Annotated in this window: 22 protein-coding genes and 1 pseudogene; 7 read left to right on the top strand and 16 right to left on the bottom strand. The window is 41.1% G+C overall.

Translation table 11 applies throughout. From position 1 onward, the window contains the following. The first annotated feature begins 867 nt into the window (after positions 1–867). The gene (locus tag D1092_RS07195) at positions 868–1,383 is read left to right on the top strand and encodes a Rossmann-fold NAD(P)-binding domain-containing protein (protein ID WP_120121086.1); all 516 of its coding nucleotides are present in this window, start codon (positions 868–870) and stop codon (positions 1,381–1,383) included. A 1,964-nt stretch (positions 1,384–3,347) separates the two neighbouring features. Here D1092_RS07195 and D1092_RS09555 read toward each other — a convergent pair. The 10 genes from D1092_RS09555 to D1092_RS07245 form a co-directional block, all read right to left on the bottom strand. Beyond that, on the bottom strand, positions 3,348–3,524 hold the full coding sequence (locus tag D1092_RS09555) for a hypothetical protein (protein ID WP_167309318.1): 177 nt from the start codon (positions 3,522–3,524) through the stop codon (positions 3,348–3,350). 615 nt (positions 3,525–4,139) lie between these two features. Beyond that, a complete protein-coding gene (locus tag D1092_RS07205) occupies positions 4,140–4,427 on the bottom strand; it encodes a hypothetical protein (RefSeq protein WP_241436002.1) in 288 nt (95 codons plus the stop codon). Positions 4,428–4,605: 178 nt separating this feature from the next. After that, positions 4,606–5,757 carry a DUF6990 domain-containing protein gene (locus D1092_RS07210; protein ID WP_120121091.1) on the bottom strand — a complete coding sequence of 384 codons (1,152 nt, stop codon included), beginning with the start codon at positions 5,755–5,757 and terminating at the stop codon, positions 4,606–4,608. 13 nt (positions 5,758–5,770) lie between these two features. Further along, positions 5,771–6,133, bottom strand: a complete 363-nt coding sequence (locus D1092_RS07215) for a hypothetical protein (protein ID WP_120121093.1) — start codon at positions 6,131–6,133, stop codon at positions 5,771–5,773. A gap of 208 nt (positions 6,134–6,341) precedes the next feature. Next, complete coding sequence (locus D1092_RS07220; RefSeq protein WP_241436003.1) at positions 6,342–6,722, bottom strand: hypothetical protein; 381 nt, start codon at positions 6,720–6,722, stop codon at positions 6,342–6,344. 687 nt (positions 6,723–7,409) lie between these two features. Next, positions 7,410–7,754 carry a hypothetical protein gene (locus tag D1092_RS07225; RefSeq protein WP_241436004.1) on the bottom strand — a complete coding sequence of 115 codons (345 nt, stop codon included), beginning with the start codon at positions 7,752–7,754 and terminating at the stop codon, positions 7,410–7,412. A gap of 4 nt (positions 7,755–7,758) precedes the next feature. Further along, on the bottom strand, positions 7,759–7,956 hold the full coding sequence (locus tag D1092_RS07230) for a hypothetical protein (RefSeq protein ID WP_120121096.1): 198 nt from the start codon (positions 7,954–7,956) through the stop codon (positions 7,759–7,761). Then, complete coding sequence (locus tag D1092_RS07235; RefSeq protein WP_120121098.1) at positions 7,953–8,537, bottom strand: hypothetical protein; 585 nt, start codon at positions 8,535–8,537, stop codon at positions 7,953–7,955. Before D1092_RS07235 ends, D1092_RS07230 begins: the two co-directional genes overlap by 4 nt. Positions 8,538–8,625: 88 nt before the next feature. Further along, positions 8,626–9,195, bottom strand: a complete 570-nt coding sequence (locus tag D1092_RS07240) for a hypothetical protein (RefSeq protein ID WP_241440170.1) — start codon at positions 9,193–9,195, stop codon at positions 8,626–8,628. Then, positions 9,192–9,710 (bottom strand): hypothetical protein, encoded by a 519-nt coding sequence (locus tag D1092_RS07245; protein ID WP_120121100.1) that lies wholly within the window; start codon positions 9,708–9,710, stop codon positions 9,192–9,194. The genes D1092_RS07240 and D1092_RS07245 overlap by 4 nt, the downstream gene beginning before the upstream one ends. Before the next feature lie 1,324 nt (positions 9,711–11,034). Here D1092_RS07245 and D1092_RS07250 point away from each other — a divergent pair. The 3 genes and pseudogenes from D1092_RS07250 (at position 11,035) to D1092_RS07265 (ending at position 15,369) form a co-directional block, all read left to right on the top strand. Beyond that, complete coding sequence (locus D1092_RS07250; protein WP_120121102.1) at positions 11,035–11,616, top strand: hypothetical protein; 582 nt, start codon at positions 11,035–11,037, stop codon at positions 11,614–11,616. A 1,672-nt stretch (positions 11,617–13,288) separates the two neighbouring features. Then, entirely contained in the window at positions 13,289–14,245 is a 957-nt protein-coding gene (locus D1092_RS07260; RefSeq protein ID WP_120121107.1) for a YopJ/AvrA family T3SS effector serine/threonine acetyltransferase, read from the top strand. Between the two features lie 197 nt (positions 14,246–14,442). After that, positions 14,443–15,369, top strand: a pseudogene (locus D1092_RS07265) (YopJ/AvrA family T3SS effector serine/threonine acetyltransferase). 723 nt (positions 15,370–16,092) lie between these two features. Here D1092_RS07265 and D1092_RS09560 read toward each other — a convergent pair. Next, entirely contained in the window at positions 16,093–16,275 is a 183-nt protein-coding gene (locus D1092_RS09560; protein ID WP_167309319.1) for a hypothetical protein, read from the bottom strand. A gap of 183 nt (positions 16,276–16,458) precedes the next feature. Here D1092_RS09560 and D1092_RS07270 point away from each other — a divergent pair, with 183 nt between their 5' ends. From D1092_RS07270 to D1092_RS07285, 3 genes are all read left to right on the top strand, one after another. Further along, on the top strand, positions 16,459–17,121 hold the full coding sequence (locus D1092_RS07270; RefSeq protein ID WP_120121109.1) for a lysozyme: 663 nt from the start codon (positions 16,459–16,461) through the stop codon (positions 17,119–17,121). Then, positions 17,118–17,354, top strand: a complete 237-nt coding sequence (locus D1092_RS07275; RefSeq protein ID WP_120121111.1) for a hypothetical protein — start codon at positions 17,118–17,120, stop codon at positions 17,352–17,354. Before D1092_RS07270 ends, D1092_RS07275 begins: the two co-directional genes overlap by 4 nt. Before the next feature lie 128 nt (positions 17,355–17,482). Further along, positions 17,483–17,683, top strand: a complete 201-nt coding sequence (locus tag D1092_RS07285; protein WP_120121115.1) for a hypothetical protein — start codon at positions 17,483–17,485, stop codon at positions 17,681–17,683. 487 nt (positions 17,684–18,170) lie between these two features. Here D1092_RS07285 and D1092_RS09565 read toward each other — a convergent pair whose 3' ends face one another. The 5 genes from D1092_RS09565 to groES form a co-directional block, all read right to left on the bottom strand. Next, the gene (locus tag D1092_RS09565) at positions 18,171–18,755 is read right to left on the bottom strand and encodes a hypothetical protein (protein WP_167309320.1); all 585 of its coding nucleotides are present in this window, start codon (positions 18,753–18,755) and stop codon (positions 18,171–18,173) included. Positions 18,756–19,168: 413 nt separating this feature from the next. Beyond that, positions 19,169–19,375: a hypothetical protein gene (locus D1092_RS07295; RefSeq protein ID WP_148255694.1), complete on the bottom strand. Its 207-nt coding sequence runs from the start codon at positions 19,373–19,375 to the stop codon at positions 19,169–19,171. 79 nt (positions 19,376–19,454) lie between these two features. After that, positions 19,455–19,994 (bottom strand): hypothetical protein, encoded by a 540-nt coding sequence (locus D1092_RS07300; protein WP_148255695.1) that lies wholly within the window; start codon positions 19,992–19,994, stop codon positions 19,455–19,457. A gap of 375 nt (positions 19,995–20,369) precedes the next feature. After that, a complete protein-coding gene (groL, locus tag D1092_RS07305) occupies positions 20,370–22,013 on the bottom strand; it encodes a chaperonin GroEL (RefSeq protein ID WP_120121123.1) in 1,644 nt (547 codons plus the stop codon). Between the two features lie 60 nt (positions 22,014–22,073). Then, positions 22,074–22,370 (bottom strand): co-chaperone GroES, encoded by a 297-nt coding sequence (gene groES / locus D1092_RS07310; protein ID WP_005774667.1) that lies wholly within the window; start codon positions 22,368–22,370, stop codon positions 22,074–22,076. Positions 22,371–22,375: the final 5 nt, after the last annotated feature.

The raw sequence follows: 22,375 nt of genomic DNA on the forward strand, positions 1-22,375 counted from the left end.
GCTCAAAGGAGAGCTTTTCCATTTTTCATTGGGGATCTTGCAAGACAATAGTCAAAAATATATTCATCAATACCCATTTGAGAGAGCAGCTATTTTTGAGATAGAACGTTTCAGCATAAATGAAAGTGCGAACGTTCTCTTCCAAGTTTTAAGGAATGTTTTTTCAACAATACTTGGTTTATTGATTCCATGACCATGGAATACAATCACAATTGCTCTTTATAGTAGCAGAAGGGATATTGAGCATTCTTACTGATAAACCTTAAGCCTTGCTGTAAGCCCTTTCAGGGAAAAAATCCTTTTGAAGAGAGCGATATTTTGTGGTCTGCGCATCACCTCTCATGAATAACAACGAACCAGTTATTTAGCGGATTGCTTTGTAAAACAGAAGACCCCACTTTATTGGATTGATTGACAAAGCACCTCCTCTTATCTGAATGTCAATCCAAATCATCATCAAAGTGAGGCTCATTCAAGTGCTGTGGTCGGCTCGTTTGTAAAAACCATCGCAATGGTTCGAGGGGTCTCCTCTCGCCAAGACCCTTTTTAAAGGCTCATAGTCGTGTATTTTAAAAAATGCGCTTGATTCTTGCGCTTATAATATAAACCCGTTGGGCTTATCTCTCATGGAGGGATCACCCCACAATGCGCACCACCATCTGCACATTGATTGCAGATCAGTGCGTCCACTTTATGGATAACGCGCGATGACAAATAACCTCTTTTAAACAAGGATTTTCCTTAGAGGGGAAAAGTTTTCCTTGGCAAGTTTATAAGGAAAGAGATACAAACACGTTGTGAACGACTTTCTGATGAAATGTATACATTTTTAAAGCAACGCATTTAAAGCAAGAGGGGGGGGCAGACATGCAAAAAAAGGATGCGCATTATCGTTATTTAGTTGTAGGAGGCACAGGGATGCTTTCTTCTTTTTGTCAATCCCTTAAACCAAAAGAAGCTATTATCGCCGCACGCTTTTTTTCCCCCAAAGTTCAGCTTGAGGCATTACAAAAACAGCAGTTGTGTATCCCGTTGGATTATGATTGTGCAGCATCACGGACACAATTTTTAGAAGCCGTGAAGCAATGGCATGGTTTAAAATATTGCATATTATGGATTCATTCAGCTGCCTTTGCCTTTTCTTGCGCGTTAATTGAACAGTTAGCGCTTTTGCCTAAACCACCGTGTATTCTTCATGTTTTTGGTTCCAACGTTCATGATCAAATGATCACTGAGTACGCACGCAAAAATAAGGTTGATTTCATTTCTATCAAATTAGGACAAAAGAAAACATCAAAAGGTTCACGCTGGCTGACCCATCAGGAGATAAGTCAACAGATCCTCGATGCCATAAAAAATCATCTGAAGAAACAAAATTTGTAATTCAATTCCTCCTTTTGCTTTTCTTAACCAAGCACGCGCCCTCCAAACTTTGTGTTCCGAACTTTTTCTTAAACGACACTCTCTCAAAATCATGAGCATTGAGAATAAATACACCTCATAGCAATCTTGAGAAGACAAGAAAGGCAATCCCTTTAAAAGCCAAATCTTTCAATAAAGTGGTACAAAACACCTCCCCACACCCTTCTAAAACCCCATTTCCCCAACTCCTCCCACCAATTCACCCCTTCCTCTATGCTTTTCCAGCACCTCCATTCACCCCTACACCTCTATTCACACCCTCTTCACCCAATCATCCCCAATCCCTCATGCATTTGACCAAGCCCCTTGTGCTTACAGCTCCACGTTTTTACGACTTTGATTATTTACAGAAAACTGTAGAGAACCAATATCATCTCACGAGACTGATTTAATCCCCTTTCAAACAATGGCAAATGTCATAGGAAAATCTTCCACCAATTTATATAAAAAGACACCATTCTTCAAAACTTGCCATTTTCAAAACAATCACCTCATAGCAATCTTGAGAAGACAAGAAAGGCAATCCCTTTAAAAGCCAAATCTTTCAATAAAGTGGTACAAAACACCTCCCCGCACCCTTCTAAAACCCCATTCTCCAACTCCTCCCACCAATTCACCCCTTCCCCTGTGCTTTTCCAGCACCTCCATTCACCCCTACACCTCTATTCACACCCTCTTCACCCAATCATCCCCAATCCCTCATGCATTTGACCAAGCCCCTTGTGCTTACAGCTCCACGTTTTTACGACTTTAATTATTTACAGAAAACTGTAGAGAACCAATATCATCTCAAACCTATTGCCCAAGCCAATTGATTGGTATTAGCCCCCTTTCCTTCAACGCTCCCATCCTTCCCCCAATTTTTTCCAACTCCTCCCACCAATTCACCCCTTCCCCTATGCATTTCCAGCACCTCTATTCACCCCTACACCTCCATTCACCCCTACACCTCTATTCACACCCTCTTCACCCAATCATCCCCAATCCCTCATGCATTTGACCAAGCCCCTTGCACTTACAGCTCCACGTTTTTACGACTTTAATTATTTACAGAAAACTGTAGAGAGCCAATATCATCTCAAACCTATTGCCCAAGCCAATTGATTGGTATTAGCCCCCTTTCCTTCAACGCTCCCATCCTTCCCCCAATTTTCCCCAACTCCTCCCACCAATTCACCCCTTCCCCTATGCATTTCCAGCACCTCTATTCACCCCTACACCTCCATTCACCCCTACACCTCTATTCACACCTTCTTCACCCAATCATCCCCAATCCCTCATGCATTTGACCAAGCCCCTTGTGCTTACAGCTCCACGTTTTTACGACTTTGATTATTTACAGAAAACTGTAGAGAGCTAATATCATCTCACGAGACTGATTTAATCCCCTTTCAAACAATGGCAAACGTCATAGGAAAATCTTCCACCAATTTATATAAAAAGACACCATTCTTCAAAACTTGCCATTTTCAAAACAATCACCTCATAGCAATCTTGAGAAGACAAGAAAGGCAATCCCTTTAAAAGCCAAATCTTTCAATAAAGTGGTACAAAACACCTCCCCACACCCTTCTAAAACCCCATTTCCCCAACTCCTCCCACCAATTCACCCCTTCCCCTGTGCATTTCCAGCACCTCCATTCACCCCTACACCTCTATTCAAACCCTCTTCACCCAATCATCCTTCCCACAACCGCCATATTCTTGACCAAGCCCCTTGCACTTACAGCTCCACGTTTTTACGACTTTGATTATTTACAGAAAACTGTAGAGAACCAATATCATCTCACGAGACTGATTTAATCCCCTTCAAACAAAGGCAAATGTAAAATGAAAGAAACAACGGTGTGCACCATCCCCCTATGCCCTCTCAAGGCCATGAAGCAAGGGCATGATCTAAAAGGATTCCCCTGCATCATTGAGAACTACACGCGCTTTTTCAGCGCTGCGTTTAATTGCCGTGTAACCTTATAATAAGATATCAAACGTTTGATAAAAGAAATATACAGTGCCACAATGGGGACCATTAAGAACAAATCCAAAAGCCCCCCCAACAGAGTCATCAAAGCGATTGTATAAGCCGACGCCATCTCATTATGCATTTTTACCTCTCTCCTTTATAAATTACCTCTTCCCTTTATAAATTAATTGATTGGGGGGCTTTAGTCACTTCTTCCAATTGCTGAATTTTCTTTTTTAGCCGAGAGGTTAAAATTTCACGAAGGATTATAATAATAGGAACCGTTGCCAAAATACATGCCGAGCAAACAACAAAGCAAAAAAAGAAAATACTCATAGAGATAAACCTCTTCTCATCATTCAAAAAACTTACCTCTGTATAGAAAGTTACATAGACATAAACTTTGAAAACGATAACCATAAAAGAGAGACATGCGTGGATGACATAATCTTTATTGGAAAAAGAGAGCCATTTTTTAAACGCATAGGAACTTATTTCTGTGTTCAGCACTAAATTTTGCTGTACGATCTCTTTAAGGCTCTTTTTAGAGAAACAAAAATGCTGCGGCTGTTCTTTCATCAAACGTCTTTGTTCTTTTACTCTGAAATAAAGCCTCAAATGCTTTATTAAAGAATAATAAGGCACCATGATCATCATCATAACAAAAAGAGCAAAAACCGTCACAGCCTCGAGAAGAAAACAACCAAACGGCAGAAAAAAAATAAAAAGCGCAGCCTCACTCTTCATGGTAATCATCTTATCGAGAGATCTTTAGCGGTTTTGTTTCTTCTTTCAGCTTTTGCTTTATTTTTTCCAATTTGCGCTCTTTAACGCGACGAAGCCCCCAAAGGATTGGAAGAGGCGTGAGAAGACAAAACCAAATCAATACCGGTAAGAGAAAAATAAGAGACCCAATTCCCTTCCATCTTGTCCACTGCTCTGGCTCTACCAGAGCTTTTGCACCCGCAGGAACTTCTAAAGCCATCATGATAAGGCCCGTATAAAACATTGTATAAAACATTGTGTAAAAGGAGCGCCTGATCATTTGATCTCTTTCCCCCCCTTACAGCCTGCCACTAAAGAGAGCATAAATTTTTTGCATGAAAAGAAAGACTCTCCCAATATTGCGTTTTTCTCCTGCATGATCCCCTCTGTTTTTCTTATTCTTATACGCTATTTTAAGATTTGAGTTTTATGTAGTTTATCTAAATTCTTTATTTTTCTCAATAATTTTCTGTATCAATCTTAAATTTTACATCCATATATTCTACTTCCCCATCCTTCATGTAAAGAATATGAGGACGCGCTTTTTTCCCATCAACCTCACAAATCGTGTCCTTTTCGTATACTGTATATCCCTGTTGCCTTAATTCTTCTCTTTTTTCCTCGAGCAAATTTTCGTAACCAGAGCGTCTTCTATTGCAAAAATTTGGATCTGTGATTTTAAAATAGTCATAACTCTCCACCTCCATAGAAAAACTCTTTGCCGTCTGTTGAAGCAGATCATAACTGGGCTGTTTTGTCTCTTCTACCGCCTTAGCAATCGCTATCGCGCGTTCCAGATGCTCTTCTTGAATGCTTGTCTCAAAGCCCAGTCTCTCACCATTCATAAAGCTTTTGTGATAGGAGTCTAAAGTTTCAACATCCCCTATCAAAGCGAGAGCCGCAAGATAACGCAGCGAATAAGATGAAAACTTAGGATCCACAACTTTGTGTTCCCACGGAAGAATGTGATATTGAGAACGGAGCATGTTGCCAAGATCAACCTCGCCCATAGCCTTTTCGAAAGCTTTCTCAAGCGCATGGCGTAAACACCCCGCACTGACCTTTTCTTCAAAAATTTCCAATCCCTTCAGATCAAAACTCAATTCAAGAGTAATCAATCTTCCAGAATTATAAGGATCAATCGTTTGGCAAGCCGCCGCATGGATACCAGAAACCACCGCAATGGCACAATCAAATTGCAGATACCCCTTCTCAGCATTATAAAGAAACTGTACTTCACGATCTGGTAAAAAGAAGGTTGCCAAATGATCCCCTTTTCCTTCAATTTCTACCCTTCCCCCCAAACTCTTTAAAAGCGCCGTTGCACTTTCCATCGTGAGAATTTCCTCATCAATAAGAGAAAAATCTTTGAATTCTTTTTCCTCAAATGATGGCTTCATCATCGGTATTTCCCCACTCAGCGGCTCAAAAGCGACCGGTTGTTTAAGCACACGTCTTAATTCTTTCCTCACTTGGCAATATAATCTCACCCGCTTAAAAGCAGAATAATACAATGCCCAAATAAACATCATGACCACAGCAGAAAGCAGTGTAAAAAGCGTCACGCCCACACCCCATGAAAATAGGACAACGATATCCATATCTCTCATTTTGCTCTCCCCTTCACGCACTCGTTTGCCGATATGTCGCCGCTATCCGCTTCCAAATTACCTGCTCTAACTGAGCAATCTTTTTTTTCAACAAATGCGTAAAAATAACACGAACCACAAAAGCAACAGGGATCAATAAAAAAATTAAATCTAATATAAACAACATGATATAAAAGAGAATAGTCACGACACTGACTTCCCACTCTGTCAACTTCACCCCCAAAAACATTGGTAAGAAGAGAGCCGTTCTCAAAGCTGAAAGAGTGAGAGTCATGCAAAAGATGACTTTATAATTTTTGCGTGTCAAAAACGCTTCTTCCAACGAAAAAACCCGTGGGGTTCCATCCAATGCTGCATTTTTTTCATGGTGTCTCATTTTTACCCCTCATTTGTCTAAAAAGCTATTTTCATGAAACGAAGCTTTTGTCCTTACAATGAATTCAATTTACCACGATCAAGCACTTTGAGATCAACCGCTCATTTTTTCCCCAAACATCACGCCCATAAAAGTGCTCCTAGAAGGCATGAAAAGAGAGAAAGACTTTTATATTCATTTTGCCCTCCTCTTCACGCACTTAACTTTGTTAAGAAGGAATTTTCCTCCGCGGACCAATGACTTTCTCCAACTGAGCAATCTTTTTTTTCAACAAATGCGTAAAAATAACACGAACCACAAAAGCAACAGGGATCAATAAAAAAAGAAGCACGGATAGAACAATCAATATTAATATGAAAATAAAGAGACTATAATTCCACCAATCTGTCAAATCCCACTTAAATAACAGTATAAGTGCTACTTTAAAAGCCTCAAGAATAAAAGCAAAGCAAAAGATAATTTTATAATTTTTGCGTGTCAGCAACATTTCTTCTAAAGAAAAAGACCGCAATTCCTGATCTGATAGTTCCTGATCTGATCTTAAATTTTTTCCCCTATCTGATCTTAAATTCCCCCCATTATGTCTCATTTTTTCTCCCTCATTTATCTAAAATTTTAAGCCATTTTCATGAAGCGAAACTTTGTTCCTGATCATGAATGCAATTCATTACCATGAATGGCTTTTAGATCAATTACTGATCTTTATCTTATCTTTATATTTTCTCATCTTTTATGAAAACAATAGGAGGAAAGCATTTTTTCTTTTAGCTTCAAAGGCATATTTCCTCTGCGCATCATATATCTTTCCGTTTGTCTTATTTCCTGGTTGTCTAAATACCTATTTTGTCTCCTCAGCCCCCTTTTTTTATAAAAGCCATCTCTCAGGCCATCTCTCTATTGCTGACCATCTCTCTATTGCAGAATTGTACACTTTCTCCTTCACGCTTGCACATTTTTTAGTCTCTGGCTCTAAAGTTCTAAGTGGTGTTTTTTCCAAGAGAGGCACCTTTTACAAGAAAAGCAAAACAGTTCAAGAAAATCAGCCGTGCGTTGCTTTGTCTTGAGAACAGCTTGGAGTCCACCAAGCGATCAGCAAAGCCTCCCCTTAAACCATCACCAAAGCGTGGTGGAAATGGATTTTATGCTTGTCTTAAAGCCTCCTATTAAAAGCTCATAAAAGCTTTTATGCTCAAAGGCTCTTCACCACTGCCCCTTAAAGCGCGAAAGCCCCAAGATACTAGCAAAAGAGCAGAAAGCTTTATTTTCTTCTTTTTCTTCACTTTTCCCCCTCATTTTCATGAGAGAGTTCATGATAGAGGATCATCGGTGTTTTTTTCTGCTCAACCTCTTCTTCCAATTGCCCGATCATTTTCTTCAATTGATAGGTTACAATAAAAAGCATTATAAAAACAATGGGTAAGAATAAAAAAGCCCCGGCAAGTACCCATGCCAATGGCTCTAAGACAGTCATAGAAAAAAAGTCCTTCCTTCTCCATAGCTTCACGATAATCATTATAATTGTCGGAAGTGTTACCATGACGGTCGAAAGAGTGAATATTTTTTTATAGTCGGCCCCAACAAGCGAAAGCTTTTTTTGATCAAACAGGCTGCTGTTTTTCATTTTTTCACTTTTGAGCGATCTGTTGTAAAGCGCTATCACGTTCATTGAGCACACATTTTAATTCTTTTTTCACACGACAATAGAGCCGCGCACGCTTGATAAGCAGATAATAAATGACCACAATGGGCCCCCATATTAAAGCATTGAAGAGCGTAAATAACAGAATAGAACAGGCTGCTAATGTTATAAAACTACTGGTCATTTTGTTTCCCCTTGCTCTTTTTCACTTTGCGCATTCTGCACACGAATTGCCTGATCGCGCTGTTCTATGGCTTCGTCCAGTTTTAGAAGCGTTTCTCTTAATTTTCTGGTTAATTTTATACCCATGACCCCAATGATCGGAAAAACGAGAAAAATTCCCACCCATGTAAGGTTATAAATAATGCTCGTTGTTGAAAGCGGCATTATAAAGCTAACCATCCTATCCTTCCACCATACCAATTTTGCGATAGAAAAAGCAATTTGTAGAAGAGAAATAAGAATAAGAATAGAAAAGATTATTTTACATTCTTTTGCATAAAGAGGCAGAGATTCTTTGAAATTAAGCAAACGCATTTTTTCCTCAAGGGTCTTATGCGTGAGATTTTGTCTTTTCATTTCTTCCCAGTCATTACACAAGCGTTGTATGGCTTGCTTTTGTTGCGTCGTATTCTTTTTCAACTCTCGAGCAAGTTTAAAGGACACCCTCATGTGCTTGATCAACAGGTAAGGAAGCCTGATAATGACCATAAACATTAAAATGACAATAATGAGGAGCCCTAAAAGAGCCAAATATTTTATCATAACGTTCCCCTTTTTTCTCTATCGCCTTTTTCTCTATCGCCTTTTTCTCTATCGCCTTGAGATAAAATTCATCATTTTCATTCTCTGCTCAAGCAAATGTTTCTAATTTTTTGACTGTTTTTTTCACGCCATAATGAAGGAGACCATGGAGAATTAAAATGACAGGTAAAGTGAAAGCACTACATACCAAAATAAACAAAAACGGTAGCGCAACAATAAAAAACAAAGCCAACGCACCAGTATGGGGAACAGTCGTATATTTTGTAAGAAGAGATAAAAAAATCGTAGCACATGCGAAAAGCACAACCACAATAAAAGCTATACAAGAGATGACTTTATAATCTTTTCTTGAAAGTTCCAAAGATTCTTCAAAAGAAAGAGCGCTAAACTGTGTTGCAAGGGCTGTCTGTCCCCTGCCCTCTGCCTGATAATGCCTCAAATTCTGCGCTGGACTCTTGTTTAATTTCCGTCGCATCTTAACTAATACGATTGTCCGTTTTATCAAAGAATAATAAAGTGCCAAGATAGTCTTCACGGTAGAAAAGAGTACCATGATCCATGCAGAATAAATAAAGATAGTCGTCACTAAGGAGATCAATAAGAAAGTTATTAAAAAAGCAGTCAATTTTCCTCCTAGAATCATTAAAAAAGCAGTCATTTCCCCTCCCTATTGCATTCTGTTGAGAGAATGGCGTCTGGCTGTTGCTGTTTTGGCAATGTTTCCCACAGCTGCATCATTTCCTTCACGTCCCGTTTAAAGATGGCGAGGAAAATAGAAAAGAGTGGAAAGCATACCAAAAGAACGCCCAAAATGATCTGCGGTACAAAACATAGAAAAGCCCAAACACTATTCCATCCTACATGACGAAGAAATTCGATCGCAGGATTGTTTTGAAAAGGCTGTAGAAGACTTTCTTGAATCATTTCTTGAAAATCTTGGTACTTCATTGCTTGCAGCTGTTCTTTAGAAATTTGAAAAAATTCCCAAGGCTTCATAAAGAGAGAAATGGCAAAAAGCACCAACAAGAGGATAGCCAAGCAACAAATGATGACATAATCCTTTGTGGAGAGAACCATGCCTTTTTTAAAAGCGGCCGATTGTTCTAACATGGACTGTGAGATAAAAGCTGTCCCCTCACGGGCAGGTTTCTGTTGTGATTGATCTTTTTTCATACGAAGAATCCCCCACGTCTAAAATACCCACGCTTCAATATTTGATAACACAAGAAACAGCGTGGCGAAGTCGTCTAGCACTCTTCTCATCATGACGCAAGCACGAATAGTTTCTTTTCAGTCTTTTTTTAATTCCTTTTTAAAATTCCTTGAATACGGGACAACAATACACTTTCTCTCAATGCTTATAAGCCCAAATGCCCTTTCCCCCTCTTGATCGATCACACAACCTCAGGAGAGCCTTCTCCTAAAGGACACTGTTTCTAGAACACCCCACTTAAGAACACCCCATTGGCAAAAAAACAACCGATGACCTAACAACATCCTTAAAGTTTTTCCATTCTCATTTCAAAGTTTCTTAAATGAAAAAGCTCCTCTTTTAACATTAACAAGAAAGGTTTCGTTTCTCACAAGCCCCCAGCTTTATACCCCAAGTTTCATAAACGCCCCTTTTCTCTTAAATATCGCTTTTCTCTAATGATCTTCAGTTTCTTTGGATAGGGCATCACACTCTTTAAACGACAGATCCCCTTCTCATACCAGCTTTAAAGGAGCAAAAGAAAACTTATAACCTCTATAAAGGAAACAAAAAGAACATCACCAAATCCAATCGCTTGATCCTTGAGCATTTATTTTAAACCGATAAACGATTATTTTATTTGAAAATAGAGGACATCTTATGTTATAATGATAAGTATGAATAAGTCCGTTTTACAAGCGTTCTCTTTCCTTATTACCCTCCGGTAATATCCTTTATAGAGGAATGCTTTTATAAGAGGACTCTATGAAAGAATAAGGGCTCAAACAGCGTGAAGAGGATCAGACATTTTGGTCCAGCGCTCAAGAAAAAACCTATCAGCCCCAAAGAATCCCCCAATCATTTTATGAGAAGAAATAAAGCCTTATGAGATAAGGACTGTATGAGAAAAATTAAGGGAGAAAGCCTCGTGGAACTTTATTTTTTTCATTCACATATGACAAACGCATATGAGAAAAATTTTTTACTTTTTTCTCGAGCGGTTGAGAAATCTGTAGAAAGCAAATCATCTGCGATCAATGCTAAAAAGATAAGGATAAGCATGATGGGGATAGAATAAAAATGATAGGAAATATCTTAAAGATGATTTTTTGTACCCCACCACGTTACTTTTACACTTAAAGACTTCGTTCTTTTTTGGCTTTGCAACAGCTCATATCCCCCGGTATTTTCTCTCCCTCGTATTTTTGCTCTTTTGTATTTTCTCCCTCAATATTTTTTCAAGTGCTTTTTACAAATCCTGTCCCCCGCAATAGACAGTTTCTTTTTCATTCAAATGGTAAATTCATGAAAATAGGTAAAAAACGCGGTAGACCGAAAATAACAGGCAAGCTCAGAGAGCCCAATGGCCGTATTTCACGTGCCAAAGGCCTTCGAAAATCACCCTCTCAATCAGCATCTCAATCAGCCATTGAAATGCGTGCAAAACGCTTTGGTTTAAGCTTACAAGAAGCAAAAAATCCACTTGTAGGGTCCTATATTGGGCGTCTTTGTTTGCTTGGCTATAAAGGGGATTCATCAGGCATCAGTCAAGAGCAATATGACACGGCGCAACAATACTTACAAACCAGAAACGACTATTTATGTGCCAAAGGTTTACCAAACGGCTATTATGACGGCTTTAAGCATAGCGCCTCTGATGAGAAAGCAAAAAATCAATGGGTTGAAAAAGCAACGCAACGCTATGAAGCGATGCAAGAAGCGATTAAAGAAGCACAAAATCTGCATCGTCAACACAATTTTCATGCGGCATTACAATATCTTGTAAGTGAAGATCAGCCCCTACCAACGCTTGTTGACTCACTACGCCTTATTCTTGATGCCCTTTATAAACATTTTGACTGTTCCAGCCAAAAGAGCATTCGCTAAGAAACACCCTTCGTTTTCCCCCTCACAAAGGTTAAACATCTAAAGCCCTACACCCGTTAAAAAAAATAAACCTCAATTGCACGTGAAAACAACAAGGCTTTCCCTTGTTAATAGGAGTTGTAAGCTTAAAGCACAACAAACCAGCCAGAGCCCCCACGGCTTTAAAAAAAACACATCACAATCGATCTTTAAGAAACATACCCCCTCAAAGGAGAGTGTTTTACGAGCATGAACAAACCCGTCCCTCTCTTCAAAAAAAACCTCTGTTGTAAAAAGCCGCTCCCCTCATACACCTTTCCCTTCCTTTCTCAAAAGAATGTTCTTTGCCCCATCAAAAAATCATATCAAAAAACTTTCCCATATAAGGCAATATATTTTCCCAATATAACCCCAGATACATCCTATAAATGCGCTTTTTTCGTATCGCTTTATTTCCAGGATAAAAAAGGAAAAATCATTGTTTTTCTGTTGACAGAAGATGAAAAATCGTATTTAATGACAGGTGCGGTAAAGGGGGTATTGCATCTAGATTTCATCACTAAATGACCGTTAAATCCATTAAATGACCATAAAATTTTTGTGTTGTGAGAGGTTGTTAATAAAATCTGTTATACAACAGTATGTTTTGCAACAATGTATAGGAGCAATACATAAAATAGAAACAATATCCTAGCGTTGTATAAAGTTTTACTGTTTAGGGGGGTAACTGTTTGAAGAGTAAAAAATTAACTGTTTGGAAATAGCTTTCATCTTTTTTTTACTTCTGTCTTTTTAAGTGCCTTTGTTTTATCGCACGCATAGCAGTCTTTTGAGATATTCAGAAGAAAACTGGCTCCACGCCCCTTCTCATAAAGCACCCACCCCCTTTAAAAAACTAAAACCACCAATACAAGGAATCTCAAAAACGCTGAGCAAGAACACAAACAGCAATAAGCTAAACACAGCGATCTGTGTTGATGCACAGTACATTTTGAGCCACCCCACACTGCAAAGCCCGACATCTCAAAGGAGTTGAAGTAAACCCACATTACTTTGTAAAGAAATGGCGCCTTTCAAGCCAAGGAACCCTTGAGAACCACAGAACGCGCTTACCCCTTCCAGCCGATTTGCGGGGCTTAAAGCTGCCTACGACCAACCAGCTTTAAAAGAGCCCCCACACCTTAAAAAACACGTCACAATAGATCTTTAAGAAACAGACACTCTCAAAGGACAGTCTTTTACGAGCATAGCAATATAATTTGATCGCAGAGGATGAAAATGATCTTTTTTGCGGAAAAGAATCCACAGGGAATATTTGTTGAAAAAATAGGCATTGTTGGCAAATGGTTCTTTGGGATGATATCATTTTTTCACACGGGGAACTGTTAAAAAAGGCTGTCCTCTCTTCATGGAAATGAGCCCGGCAATAGAAAAAAACTTAAAATATAAAAATAGCATTGCAAACATATGCAAACCCCCTCCAATTTTTACAGACTTTACAGCTGTAAAAACACACAGATTTTTTTTAAACAAAGAAAGCTTCTGGTTTTAAAAGTCTTCTTATAAAAAGATCACAAAAATGATTTTTTCTTTTAATCTTCAAGAGACAAGTGTTTTTTTTCCAAAACATCATTTGGTCAGAATGTAAGAAAATAATATTGCTGATCAATTATCAAGAGATAAGATTAATCGTATGAAACCACAAGATTCATCTCCTCCTCGTTCATACCCCACACAAGAAGGGGCAAATGCGCAAGAAAGCGGGCATACACGAGAAGATCCAAGTACCGATGAATCCTTAGAAAGCCTTATTGCCCGTTTACAAAAAAACGCCCTAGAAGAAGAAAATGGCCCCCCTAGCTCTGAAGAATTAAAAGCAATTATTGCAGACTTAGAAGATGATCTCGTTACAGGCTATTGGACTTTTGCTAATTATGAAGATACCGATATTAGACTGATGCCGGCTCTCGTCGAAAAAGCCAACAGGAAATATCCAGGGCTGAATCTCAAATTAGCTCTGACAGCTGAAAAACTTACCCACGCACTCAAAGAAACAATCGAAAGTGGTGCAAAATCTTCTCAATTTATCGTCAATATGGGAAGCAGAATCCATTTTGCAGCGATGGATTATAAGGTTATTGATGATAAAATATCTTTGATCATGTTTGAACCTACAACATTCAATAATATCAGTGCTTGGAAACTAGGAATAAAAATAAATCAAACCCTTGCAAGCCTTCCACTCCCTCCTTATTCTTTTGCCATGGCAGAAATGGATATTCAGCGAAGCTCTTCTGAATGTGGGATGTTTAGTTTGAGCCTTGCCAAAAAGCTTCATCTTGAATCTGATAAATTAACAAGAATGCACAAGGATAATGTTAAAGGTGTTTTATGTGACCCCAAGACACCTTTACCCGCTGAAAAGTTAGATTCTTATCTTCCAACCACTTTTTACAAACATGCACAAGGGCGAAGACGTCTTGAACACTATCTCAAAACCAATCCAGAAGCCGCCCATGAAACAGTCAACAAAAAAGGTGAAACTCTAACAGAGAGATTTGAAAAAAACTTAACGGAAAAAGGGGAAAAAACTGTTTCTGTTTCCCCCCACAAAAAAAGGATTACGGAATACAAATCTTTGATGATGTAATGGACGTTTTTCCCTATTCCCTCTTCATCAAGCACAAAGCGCTGCTTCTTTACAGCTAAGATTGCGATAAGCAAAGCGGTTTTTCCATTCATAAATCAAAAATAGCAAACAACTTATCTATTAAGAGAAAAACATCATTTGGTCAGAATGTAAGAAAATAATATTGCCTATCGATCATCAGTATAAAGGTTAATCGTATGAAACCACAAGATTTATCCTCCCCTCGCTCCTCACCAACACCAGAAGGTGCAAGTGCTAATGATCCTACGAAAAATCTTGCAACACATTTAGAACACTCTAACAGCGCCAAAGGAAAAAATATCCCTTTCGATCGTAAAAAGTTAAAAGCTATTATTGCGGGTTTAGAAGATGACATCTTAACTGGCCGTTGGTTCACAGCTGATTATGCCAGTACAGATCTTCAACTGATGTCAGCCTTGATAGAACAAGCAAATAGCAAGTATCCCGAAATGCATCTTCAACTGGTACCGTCATCTCACCACTTTGCCCTCGCACTAAAAGACACACTCGAAAACGGCATTCAATCTTCTAGATTTATCATTTATACAAAGGATAGAGGAATCCATTTTTCAGTAATTGATCACCAAACCATCGATGACAAAACGTCCGTGGTATTTTTTGAACCGACAACACTTAACAATATGAAACCAGCAGTGCTAGCATTAAGAACATAATTGGCCATGAAGGCACATGAATTGTCCAACTGTTCTTTTGCTATAGCAGAAATGGATATTCAGCGAAGCTCTTCTGAATGTGGGATGTTTAGTTTGAGCCTTGCCAAAAAACTTTATGTCGAAGCGCATAAATTAGAAAGACTGCATAAGGATAATGTTAAAGGTGTATTATGCGAACCAGATACACCTCTACCTCCTGAAAAGTTAGATTCCTATCTTCCCGCCCGTTTATACAAACATGTGCAAGGGCGAAGACGCCTCGAACAGTATCTCAAAGCCAATCCAGAAGCCGCCCATGAAAAAATCAACAAAAAAGGGGAAACTATAACCGAAAGGTTTGAAAAAAACTTAAAGGAAGAAGGGGAAAAAACTGTTTCTGTTTCACAACATAGGAAAAGAGCAACGGAATACAAATCTTTGATGATGTAATGGACGTTTTTCCCTATTCCCTCTTTATCAAGCACAAAGCGCTGCTTCTTTACAGCTAAGATTGCGATAAGCAAAGCGGCTTTTCCATTCATAAATCAAAAATAGCAAACAACTTGTCTGTTAAAAGCAAAAGGCTGTTGTCCTATCAAATGTTCTCTCACAACCAGCCCCTTTTAAAACTGCATCAAAATTCCAAAGTTCTTGTTCTCCCCAAAGCTCTTGTTCGCAATAATCCTTGATGTCGATAGACAAAACGCTAAACGAGTAAAATATTGAATGCTTTCGTCTTCAATCAAAGCCTATACCCACGCTTATTTTTCTAAGAATATCACTTCATCTCAAGCACTTTCATGCCATCGGATCAAATAACCGCAATGGAATACACTTAATCCTAGCTCAATCAACAGCCAGCCCCCACCAACAAGACACCCTTAAAAAAAAACCAGCACACAGAGGAAATCTCAAAACCAATCCTCACCATCCGCCAAAGGAAAACACCCCCTCTTTTCCTTCACAAAACACCTTATTCTTTTACACCACTATCCTTTTCCCAAAAGAGAAAAATATGACACGCCATATCCCTTTATACAAAAAGTTTGAGCCCCTAACCCGCATCACCACCCACTCTCCCCCAACACTATCCACCACACCAGCACCTTCCCCAACACCACAATGAACATGCCCCATGTTATCATATCAGTCCTACCGCACGAGCAATAGCTTCTAGCGTTTCATACAAGCTCCCTCTACACTCGAACCCCATGCCCCTTGCGCACAAGCCCCCTTGCGCACAAGCCCCCCTGCCCACAGCCCCCCTGCCCACAGCCCCCCTGCCCACAGCCCCCCTGCCCACAGCCCCCCTCCCACAGCAATGAGCACACATCGCCCCCACCCCCCACCAAGCATTCCCCCCTTGGAATATCCCCCCCTGTAATATCCCCTTTGGCAGGTCCACTGGAAATGTCATGACCAACCTTTTGATTTCATCAAAATTTTACGCCTTTTCTATTCTTGAAGCGTGAAAAAATTCATTTTTAATCTGTCAACCAGCCTCACACTCATGTGAGGCTTTATTTTATGGAGAAGCAAATGAGAAAAATATCGTCAGAAGGGCTTGCACTCATTAAACAATGGGAAGGATTGCGTTTAGAAGCCTATAAAGATACCATTGGAGTTTGGACAATCGGCTATGGCCATACCAGTACGGCTGGCAAACCGTTTGTTCACAAGGGTATGATCATCACGGAAAAACAAGCCGAAGAAATTCTTTCTCGAGATTTAAGACAATTTGAAAATGCCGTTGCAAAAAATGTGACGGTTTCCTTAACAGATGAACAGTTCGCTGCACTTGTATCGTTTTGCTATAATGTAGGAATAGTGGCTTTTTGCAAATCAACCCTGCTCAAAAAACTCAATAACAACGAATATGAAGCCGTCCCTGCTGAATTACAAAAATGGACGAAAGCAGGTGGGAAACGTCTTCACGGTCTTGTGCACCGTCGTGCAGCAGAAGCGGGCTTATGGGCAAAAGGAGCTTATGTTTCCCCCAATTATCAAACTGTTGAAACAAAAGAACCCATGGGTTTTCTCAAAGCAGAAGCACTCTCCCCTATTATTGGTTCTTTTTCTGGACTTGGAGGCTTATTGGCAGGCAATGGTCCAGTGCAATGGGCTTTGGCAACCATTATGGTTTTAGCCGCCTGTTTTGGCATTTTCTTTGTCGCAAAACGCTTTCGGGAGCAACGCTTATGATGGGCTGGATGAAAAAAAATTTGATGATCACAGGAGCGGCTCTGACCGCTTTTTTTATCGCTTTAGCAAAAGCTTTTAGGCTTGGAAAGAAGCTTGAACAGCAAAAGCAAACAGAAAAAATGCTAAAGTCATCAACAATACGGCTAGAGGTAGAAAATGAAATTAATCAAAAAAATGATGCTGATGTGCGCGCTGCTCTTAACAACTGGTTGCGCGATAAAAACAATCAATGAGCCTTCATCCTGCATTGGTTGGATGCCCATTTATTTAGACCAAAAAGATCTTACGAACATCAGTTCAAATCTCGCCAGAGATATTTTAAAGCATAACAAACAAGGGGAAGGCTTGTGTGGGTGGAAACATGGCTAGAAAACAAACAGAACTTACAGAAAAGGAAAAAGAAATTCTCCAAGAAATCATCATGACTTATAAAAGTATAAAAGTGATGTCACGCTATACGAAGTGGGTTATATTCATCATTTTTCTATTAGCGCTTGATTTTTCACGGATTATGGATTCCTTGGCAAGTATTTTTACACAAGAATCGAATATTCAGCTCTAAAATAAATAATAAAACATGAGACGTGTTCCATCTTTAAAAAACATCCGTTATTTTGAATAACACGGGAAGGTGTTATTGATGATTTTTCACGTCTCATGGAGAAGTTTTCACGCTTCACAAACGCTATTATACAATGAATTTTTGGGCATTATAGCGACATTAATTCTATCGGCATAAAAAATCCTATCGGCATAAAAAGATATTTTTTTAAAACCCATAAGGAAGAAACTTAAGCTGATAGGAAAAAAATAGTCTGGAAAGACAAACATACCAACAGTACCTCTTTAAACAACGTATTGATATACAGAAAATTTTATTTTCACTATCCATACCATTGCGAAGCATTTAAAACCATTCTAAAGAGTTTTCTTTTCAATAAACGCATCCATGAACAACAGAAATCGTATTACGCTAAAGAATACTCACCTCCATCTTTGATGAATCATAAAAACCGTCCCCTATAAGTTCCATACACTTCGTGGGAACATTATACCACACACACCACGCCCCACACCACGACACCACCCCACACCACGACACCACCCCGCACCACGACACCACCCCGCACCACGACACCCACCCCCCCCCCCACCCCACCCCCCCCCCCAAACCACAACCCCACCCCCCAACCCCACACCCCCCCCCCACCCCCCACCCCCCCCCCCCCCACCCCCCCCCGCAACCCCACACCAACCCCGCACCACGACACCAACCCCGCACCACGGCACCACCCCCCCCCCACCACGGCACCCCCCCGCACCACGGCACCAACCCCCCGCACCACAGCACCAACCCCCGCACCACACACCAACCCCGCACCACGACACCAACCCTCGCACCACGACACCAACCTCGCACCACGACACCAACCTCGCACCACGGCACCACCCCCCGCACCACGGCACCACCACCCCGCACTACGACACCAACCCCGCACCACGACACCAACCCCGCACCACGACACCAACCCCGCACCACGACACCACCCCCGCACCACGACACCAACCCCGCACCACGCACCAGCCTCGCACCATGGCACCAACCCCATCGCAAAATCGGCTTGAAAGCGCAAAGCCTCTTCCCTGCCGTTTTATGTAAATTTGTAAAATCGTAAAAACGTGTAACTGTAAAGTGAGCCATAAGAATGTGCGCTTTATAAGAAAAATAACGAGTAGGGAAAAAGGCACAAAATAAAAGGGATAAAAGATGACCGGCTGCTCTTGGGAACATCACGGACCGTGGTACATTGAGAGTCATAGAGGCTATAGTGTATTTTGTATCTTATTTTACACCTGTCAATTGTTTGAAGAAGAATGATACCAATCAACAGGCTTTGAGAGCGATGATGACTGGGATGATGATTATCGAATCCCGACTGTTTTATGTAAATTTGTAAAATCGTAAAAACGTGTAACTGTAAAAATAAAGGGCGTGCGCTTTATCAAGAGCATGAGAGTTTGGGAATAACACGACACCAACCCCGCATTACGATACCAACCCCGCACCACGACACCAACCCCGCACCACACACCAACCCGCACCACACACCAACCCCGCACCACACACCAACCCCCGCACCACGCACCAGCCTCGCACCACGCACCAGCCTCGCACCACGACACCAACTCGCACCACGGCACCAACCTCGCACCACAGCACCACCCCCATCGCAAAATCGGCTTGAACGCGCAAAGTCTCTTCCCTACTGTTTTATGTAAATTTATAAAATCGTAAAAACGTGTAACTGTAAAAATAAAGGGTGTGCGCTTTGTCAAGAGCATGAGAGTTTGGGAATAACACGGCACCAACCCGCATCACACACCAACCCCGCACCACGCACCAACCCGCACCACACACCAACCCGCACCACGCACCAACCCCGCACCACACACCAACCCCGCACCACACACCAACCACGCACCACGCACCACGCACCAGCCTCGCACCACGCACCAGCCTCGCACCACGCACCAGCCTCGCACCACGACACCAACCCCGCACCACGGCACCAACCTCGCACCACACACCAACCCCATCGCAAAATCGGCTTGAAAGCGCAAAGCCTCTTCCCTGCCGTTTTATGTAAATTTGTAAAATCGTAAAAACGTGTAACTGTAAAAATAAAGGGTGTGTGCTTTATCAAGAGCATGAGAGTTTGGGAATAACACGACACCAACCCCGCACCACGGCACCAACCTCGCACCACACACCAACCCGCACCACGCACCAACCCCGCACCACGCACCAACCCCGCGCACCACACACCAACCCGCACCACACACCAACCCCGCACCACGCACCAGCCTCGCACCACAGCACCACCCCCATCGCAAAATCGGCTTGAAAGCGCAAAATCTCTTCCCGACTGTTTTATGTAAATTTGTAAAATCGTAAAAACGTGTAACTGTAAAGTGAGCCATAAGAATGTGTGCTTTATAAGAAAAATAACGAGTAGGGAAAAAGGCACAAAATAAAAATAAAAGGGATAAAAGATGACCGGCTGCTCTTGGAAACATCACGGACCGTAGTACATTAAGAGTCGTAGAGATAGACCACTAGAGATAGGCGTTTGGAGCCTTCTTTTCTATGTAAAGGAAATCCCTTTCAAGAGCGTAAGAAACAAAAGAAATAGACAAAAAAAACGGGCCGAAAAGACCCGTTTTTTATTCTCTCTAGGGAAAAGAGCTTAGAAATCCATTCCGCCCATTCCACCCATTCCACCAGCCGGCATTGGAGGCATTGGAGCCTCTTTCTTTGGCATTTCAGCAACCATTGCTTCTGTTGTAATCAGAAGGCTAGCAATTGAAGCTGCATTCTGAAGAGCAGAACGGACCACCTTCACAGGGTCAACAATTCCCAAAGCAATTAAATCACCAAATTCACCCGTTGCGGTGTTGTAACCAAATGTGTCAGCATTATTTTCCAACACTTTGCCAACGATAATAGCCGCTTCTTCACCAGCATTGGTTGCAATTTGACGCGCAGGCGCTTGAAGAGCACGACGAACGATATTGATACCCGCTTCTTGGTCAGGGTTACTACCCTTAACGGTCAATGCACTTGCTGCACGCAACAATGCGGTACCACCACCAGCAACAATACCTTCTTCCACAGCTGCCCGTGTTGCATTCAACGCATCATCTACACGGTCTTTCTTTTCTTTCACTTCAACTTCTGTTGCACCACCCACACGGATAACAGCAACACCACCAGCGAGTTTAGCCAATCTTTCTTGCAATTTCTCACGGTCATAGTCAGAAGTTGTTTCTTCAATTTGCGCTTTAATCTGATTAACGCGTGCAGTAATTTCAGCCTTTTGTCCAGCACCATCAATAATGGTGGTGTTTTCTTTAGAAATATTCACTTTCTTTGCACGACCAAGCATATCCAAAGTGACATTTTCAAGCTTAATGCCTACATCTTCAGAAATCACCTGCCCAGATGTCAAGATAGCGATATCTTCAAGCATTGCTTTACGGCGATCACCAAAGCCTGGCGCTTTTACAGCAGCAATTTTCAAACCACCACGCAACTTGTTGACCACGAGCGTTGCCAAAGCTTCACCTTCCACATCTTCAGCGATGATAAGAAGGGGTTTTCCAGACTGTACAACCGCTTCTAAAACAGGCAGCAAGGATTGCAAATTAGACAGTTTCTTTTCGTGAATGAGAATATAAGGATCATCAAGATCCGCAACCATTTTCTCAGCATTTGTGACAAAGTAAGGGGAAAGATAGCCACGATCAAACTGCATTCCTTCCACAACTTCCAATTCTGTTTCAGCTGTTTTAGCTTCTTCCACGGTAATGACGCCTTCATTGCCGACTTTTTCCATGGCGTTAGCAATCATTTTACCAATTTCTTCAGCACCATTGGCAGAAATGGTTCCAACTTGCGCGATTTCTGCTGAAGTTTGGATTTTTTTGGCTTTTTTGAAAAGATTAGCCACCACTTCATCCACAGCCGCATCAATCCCGCGTTTAAGATCCATAGGGTTCATGCCTGCAGCAACAGCCTTAACCCCTTCTTGCACAATCGCTTGTCCCAAAACAGTTGCCGTTGTTGTTCCATCCCCAGCAATATCATTGGTTTTAGAAGCAACCTCGCGCAACATTTGCGCACCCATATTTTCGAACTTGTCTTCCAGTTCGATTTCCTTTGCAACGGACACACCATCTTTTGTTATGCGCGGAGCACCGAATGATTTATCAATCACCACATTGCGCCCTTTAGGGCCGAGTGTCACCTTAACCGCATTAGCAAGGATGTCGACACCGCGCAACAAACGCTCACGCGCTTCACGGCCAAATTTGACTTCTTTAGCAGCCATTTAATTTCTCCTTGGAGTTTTTTCAAAATAGTACACAATGAAAAATTGAAGGACCTTCAATTAGCCCATAATTCCCATAATGTCAGATTCTTTCATGATTAAGAGGTCTTCCCCATTAATCTTGACTTCAGTTCCAGACCATTTTCCAAACAAAATACGGTCCCCTGTTTTGACTTCTAAAGGCACGCGCTTTCCGTTATCATCCAGAGCGCCATTGCCAACAGCGATCACTTCGCCTTCTTGTGGTTTTTCTTTTGCTGTATCAGGAATGATAATCCCACCAGCGGTTTTATTTTCAGATTCAACCCGACGAACAACGACACGGTCGTGAAGTGGGCGGAATTGTATATTAGCCATGTTTT

The organism is Bartonella krasnovii (assembly GCF_003606345.3).
GTDB classification, from domain to species: domain Bacteria; phylum Pseudomonadota; class Alphaproteobacteria; order Rhizobiales; family Rhizobiaceae; genus Bartonella; species Bartonella krasnovii.

What these genes read in the sequence shown, in the direction of transcription:
- D1092_RS07240 (WP_241440170.1), bottom strand. Translation starts at nt 9,195, where the DNA reads ATGACTGCTTTTTTAATGATTCTAGGAGGAAAATTGACTGCTTTTTTA.
- D1092_RS07260 (WP_120121107.1), top strand. Translation starts at nt 13,289, where the DNA reads ATGAAACCACAAGATTCATCTCCTCCTCGTTCATACCCCACACAAGAA.
- D1092_RS07275 (WP_120121111.1), top strand. Translation starts at nt 17,118, where the DNA reads ATGATGGGCTGGATGAAAAAAAATTTGATGATCACAGGAGCGGCTCTG.
- D1092_RS07195 (WP_120121086.1), top strand. Translation starts at nt 868, where the DNA reads ATGCAAAAAAAGGATGCGCATTATCGTTATTTAGTTGTAGGAGGCACA.
- D1092_RS07245 (WP_120121100.1), bottom strand. Translation starts at nt 9,710, where the DNA reads ATGAAAAAAGATCAATCACAACAGAAACCTGCCCGTGAGGGGACAGCT.
- groL (WP_120121123.1), bottom strand. Translation starts at nt 22,013, where the DNA reads ATGGCTGCTAAAGAAGTCAAATTTGGCCGTGAAGCGCGTGAGCGTTTG.
- D1092_RS07230 (WP_120121096.1), bottom strand. Translation starts at nt 7,956, where the DNA reads ATGACCAGTAGTTTTATAACATTAGCAGCCTGTTCTATTCTGTTATTT.
- D1092_RS07210 (WP_120121091.1), bottom strand. Translation starts at nt 5,757, where the DNA reads ATGAGAGATATGGATATCGTTGTCCTATTTTCATGGGGTGTGGGCGTG.
- groES (WP_005774667.1), bottom strand. Translation starts at nt 22,370, where the DNA reads ATGGCTAATATACAATTCCGCCCACTTCACGACCGTGTCGTTGTTCGT.
- D1092_RS09555 (WP_167309318.1), bottom strand. Translation starts at nt 3,524, where the DNA reads ATGCATAATGAGATGGCGTCGGCTTATACAATCGCTTTGATGACTCTG.
- D1092_RS07215 (WP_120121093.1), bottom strand. Translation starts at nt 6,133, where the DNA reads ATGAGACACCATGAAAAAAATGCAGCATTGGATGGAACCCCACGGGTT.
- D1092_RS07220 (WP_241436003.1), bottom strand. Translation starts at nt 6,722, where the DNA reads ATGAGACATAATGGGGGGAATTTAAGATCAGATAGGGGAAAAAATTTA.
- D1092_RS07205 (WP_241436002.1), bottom strand. Translation starts at nt 4,427, where the DNA reads ATGATCAGGCGCTCCTTTTACACAATGTTTTATACAATGTTTTATACG.
- D1092_RS07225 (WP_241436004.1), bottom strand. Translation starts at nt 7,754, where the DNA reads ATGAAAAACAGCAGCCTGTTTGATCAAAAAAAGCTTTCGCTTGTTGGG.
- D1092_RS07250 (WP_120121102.1), top strand. Translation starts at nt 11,035, where the DNA reads ATGAAAATAGGTAAAAAACGCGGTAGACCGAAAATAACAGGCAAGCTC.
- D1092_RS09560 (WP_167309319.1), bottom strand. Translation starts at nt 16,275, where the DNA reads ATGCTTGGTGGGGGGTGGGGGCGATGTGTGCTCATTGCTGTGGGAGGG.
- D1092_RS07270 (WP_120121109.1), top strand. Translation starts at nt 16,459, where the DNA reads ATGAGAAAAATATCGTCAGAAGGGCTTGCACTCATTAAACAATGGGAA.
- D1092_RS07285 (WP_120121115.1), top strand. Translation starts at nt 17,483, where the DNA reads ATGGCTAGAAAACAAACAGAACTTACAGAAAAGGAAAAAGAAATTCTC.
- D1092_RS07235 (WP_120121098.1), bottom strand. Translation starts at nt 8,537, where the DNA reads ATGATAAAATATTTGGCTCTTTTAGGGCTCCTCATTATTGTCATTTTA.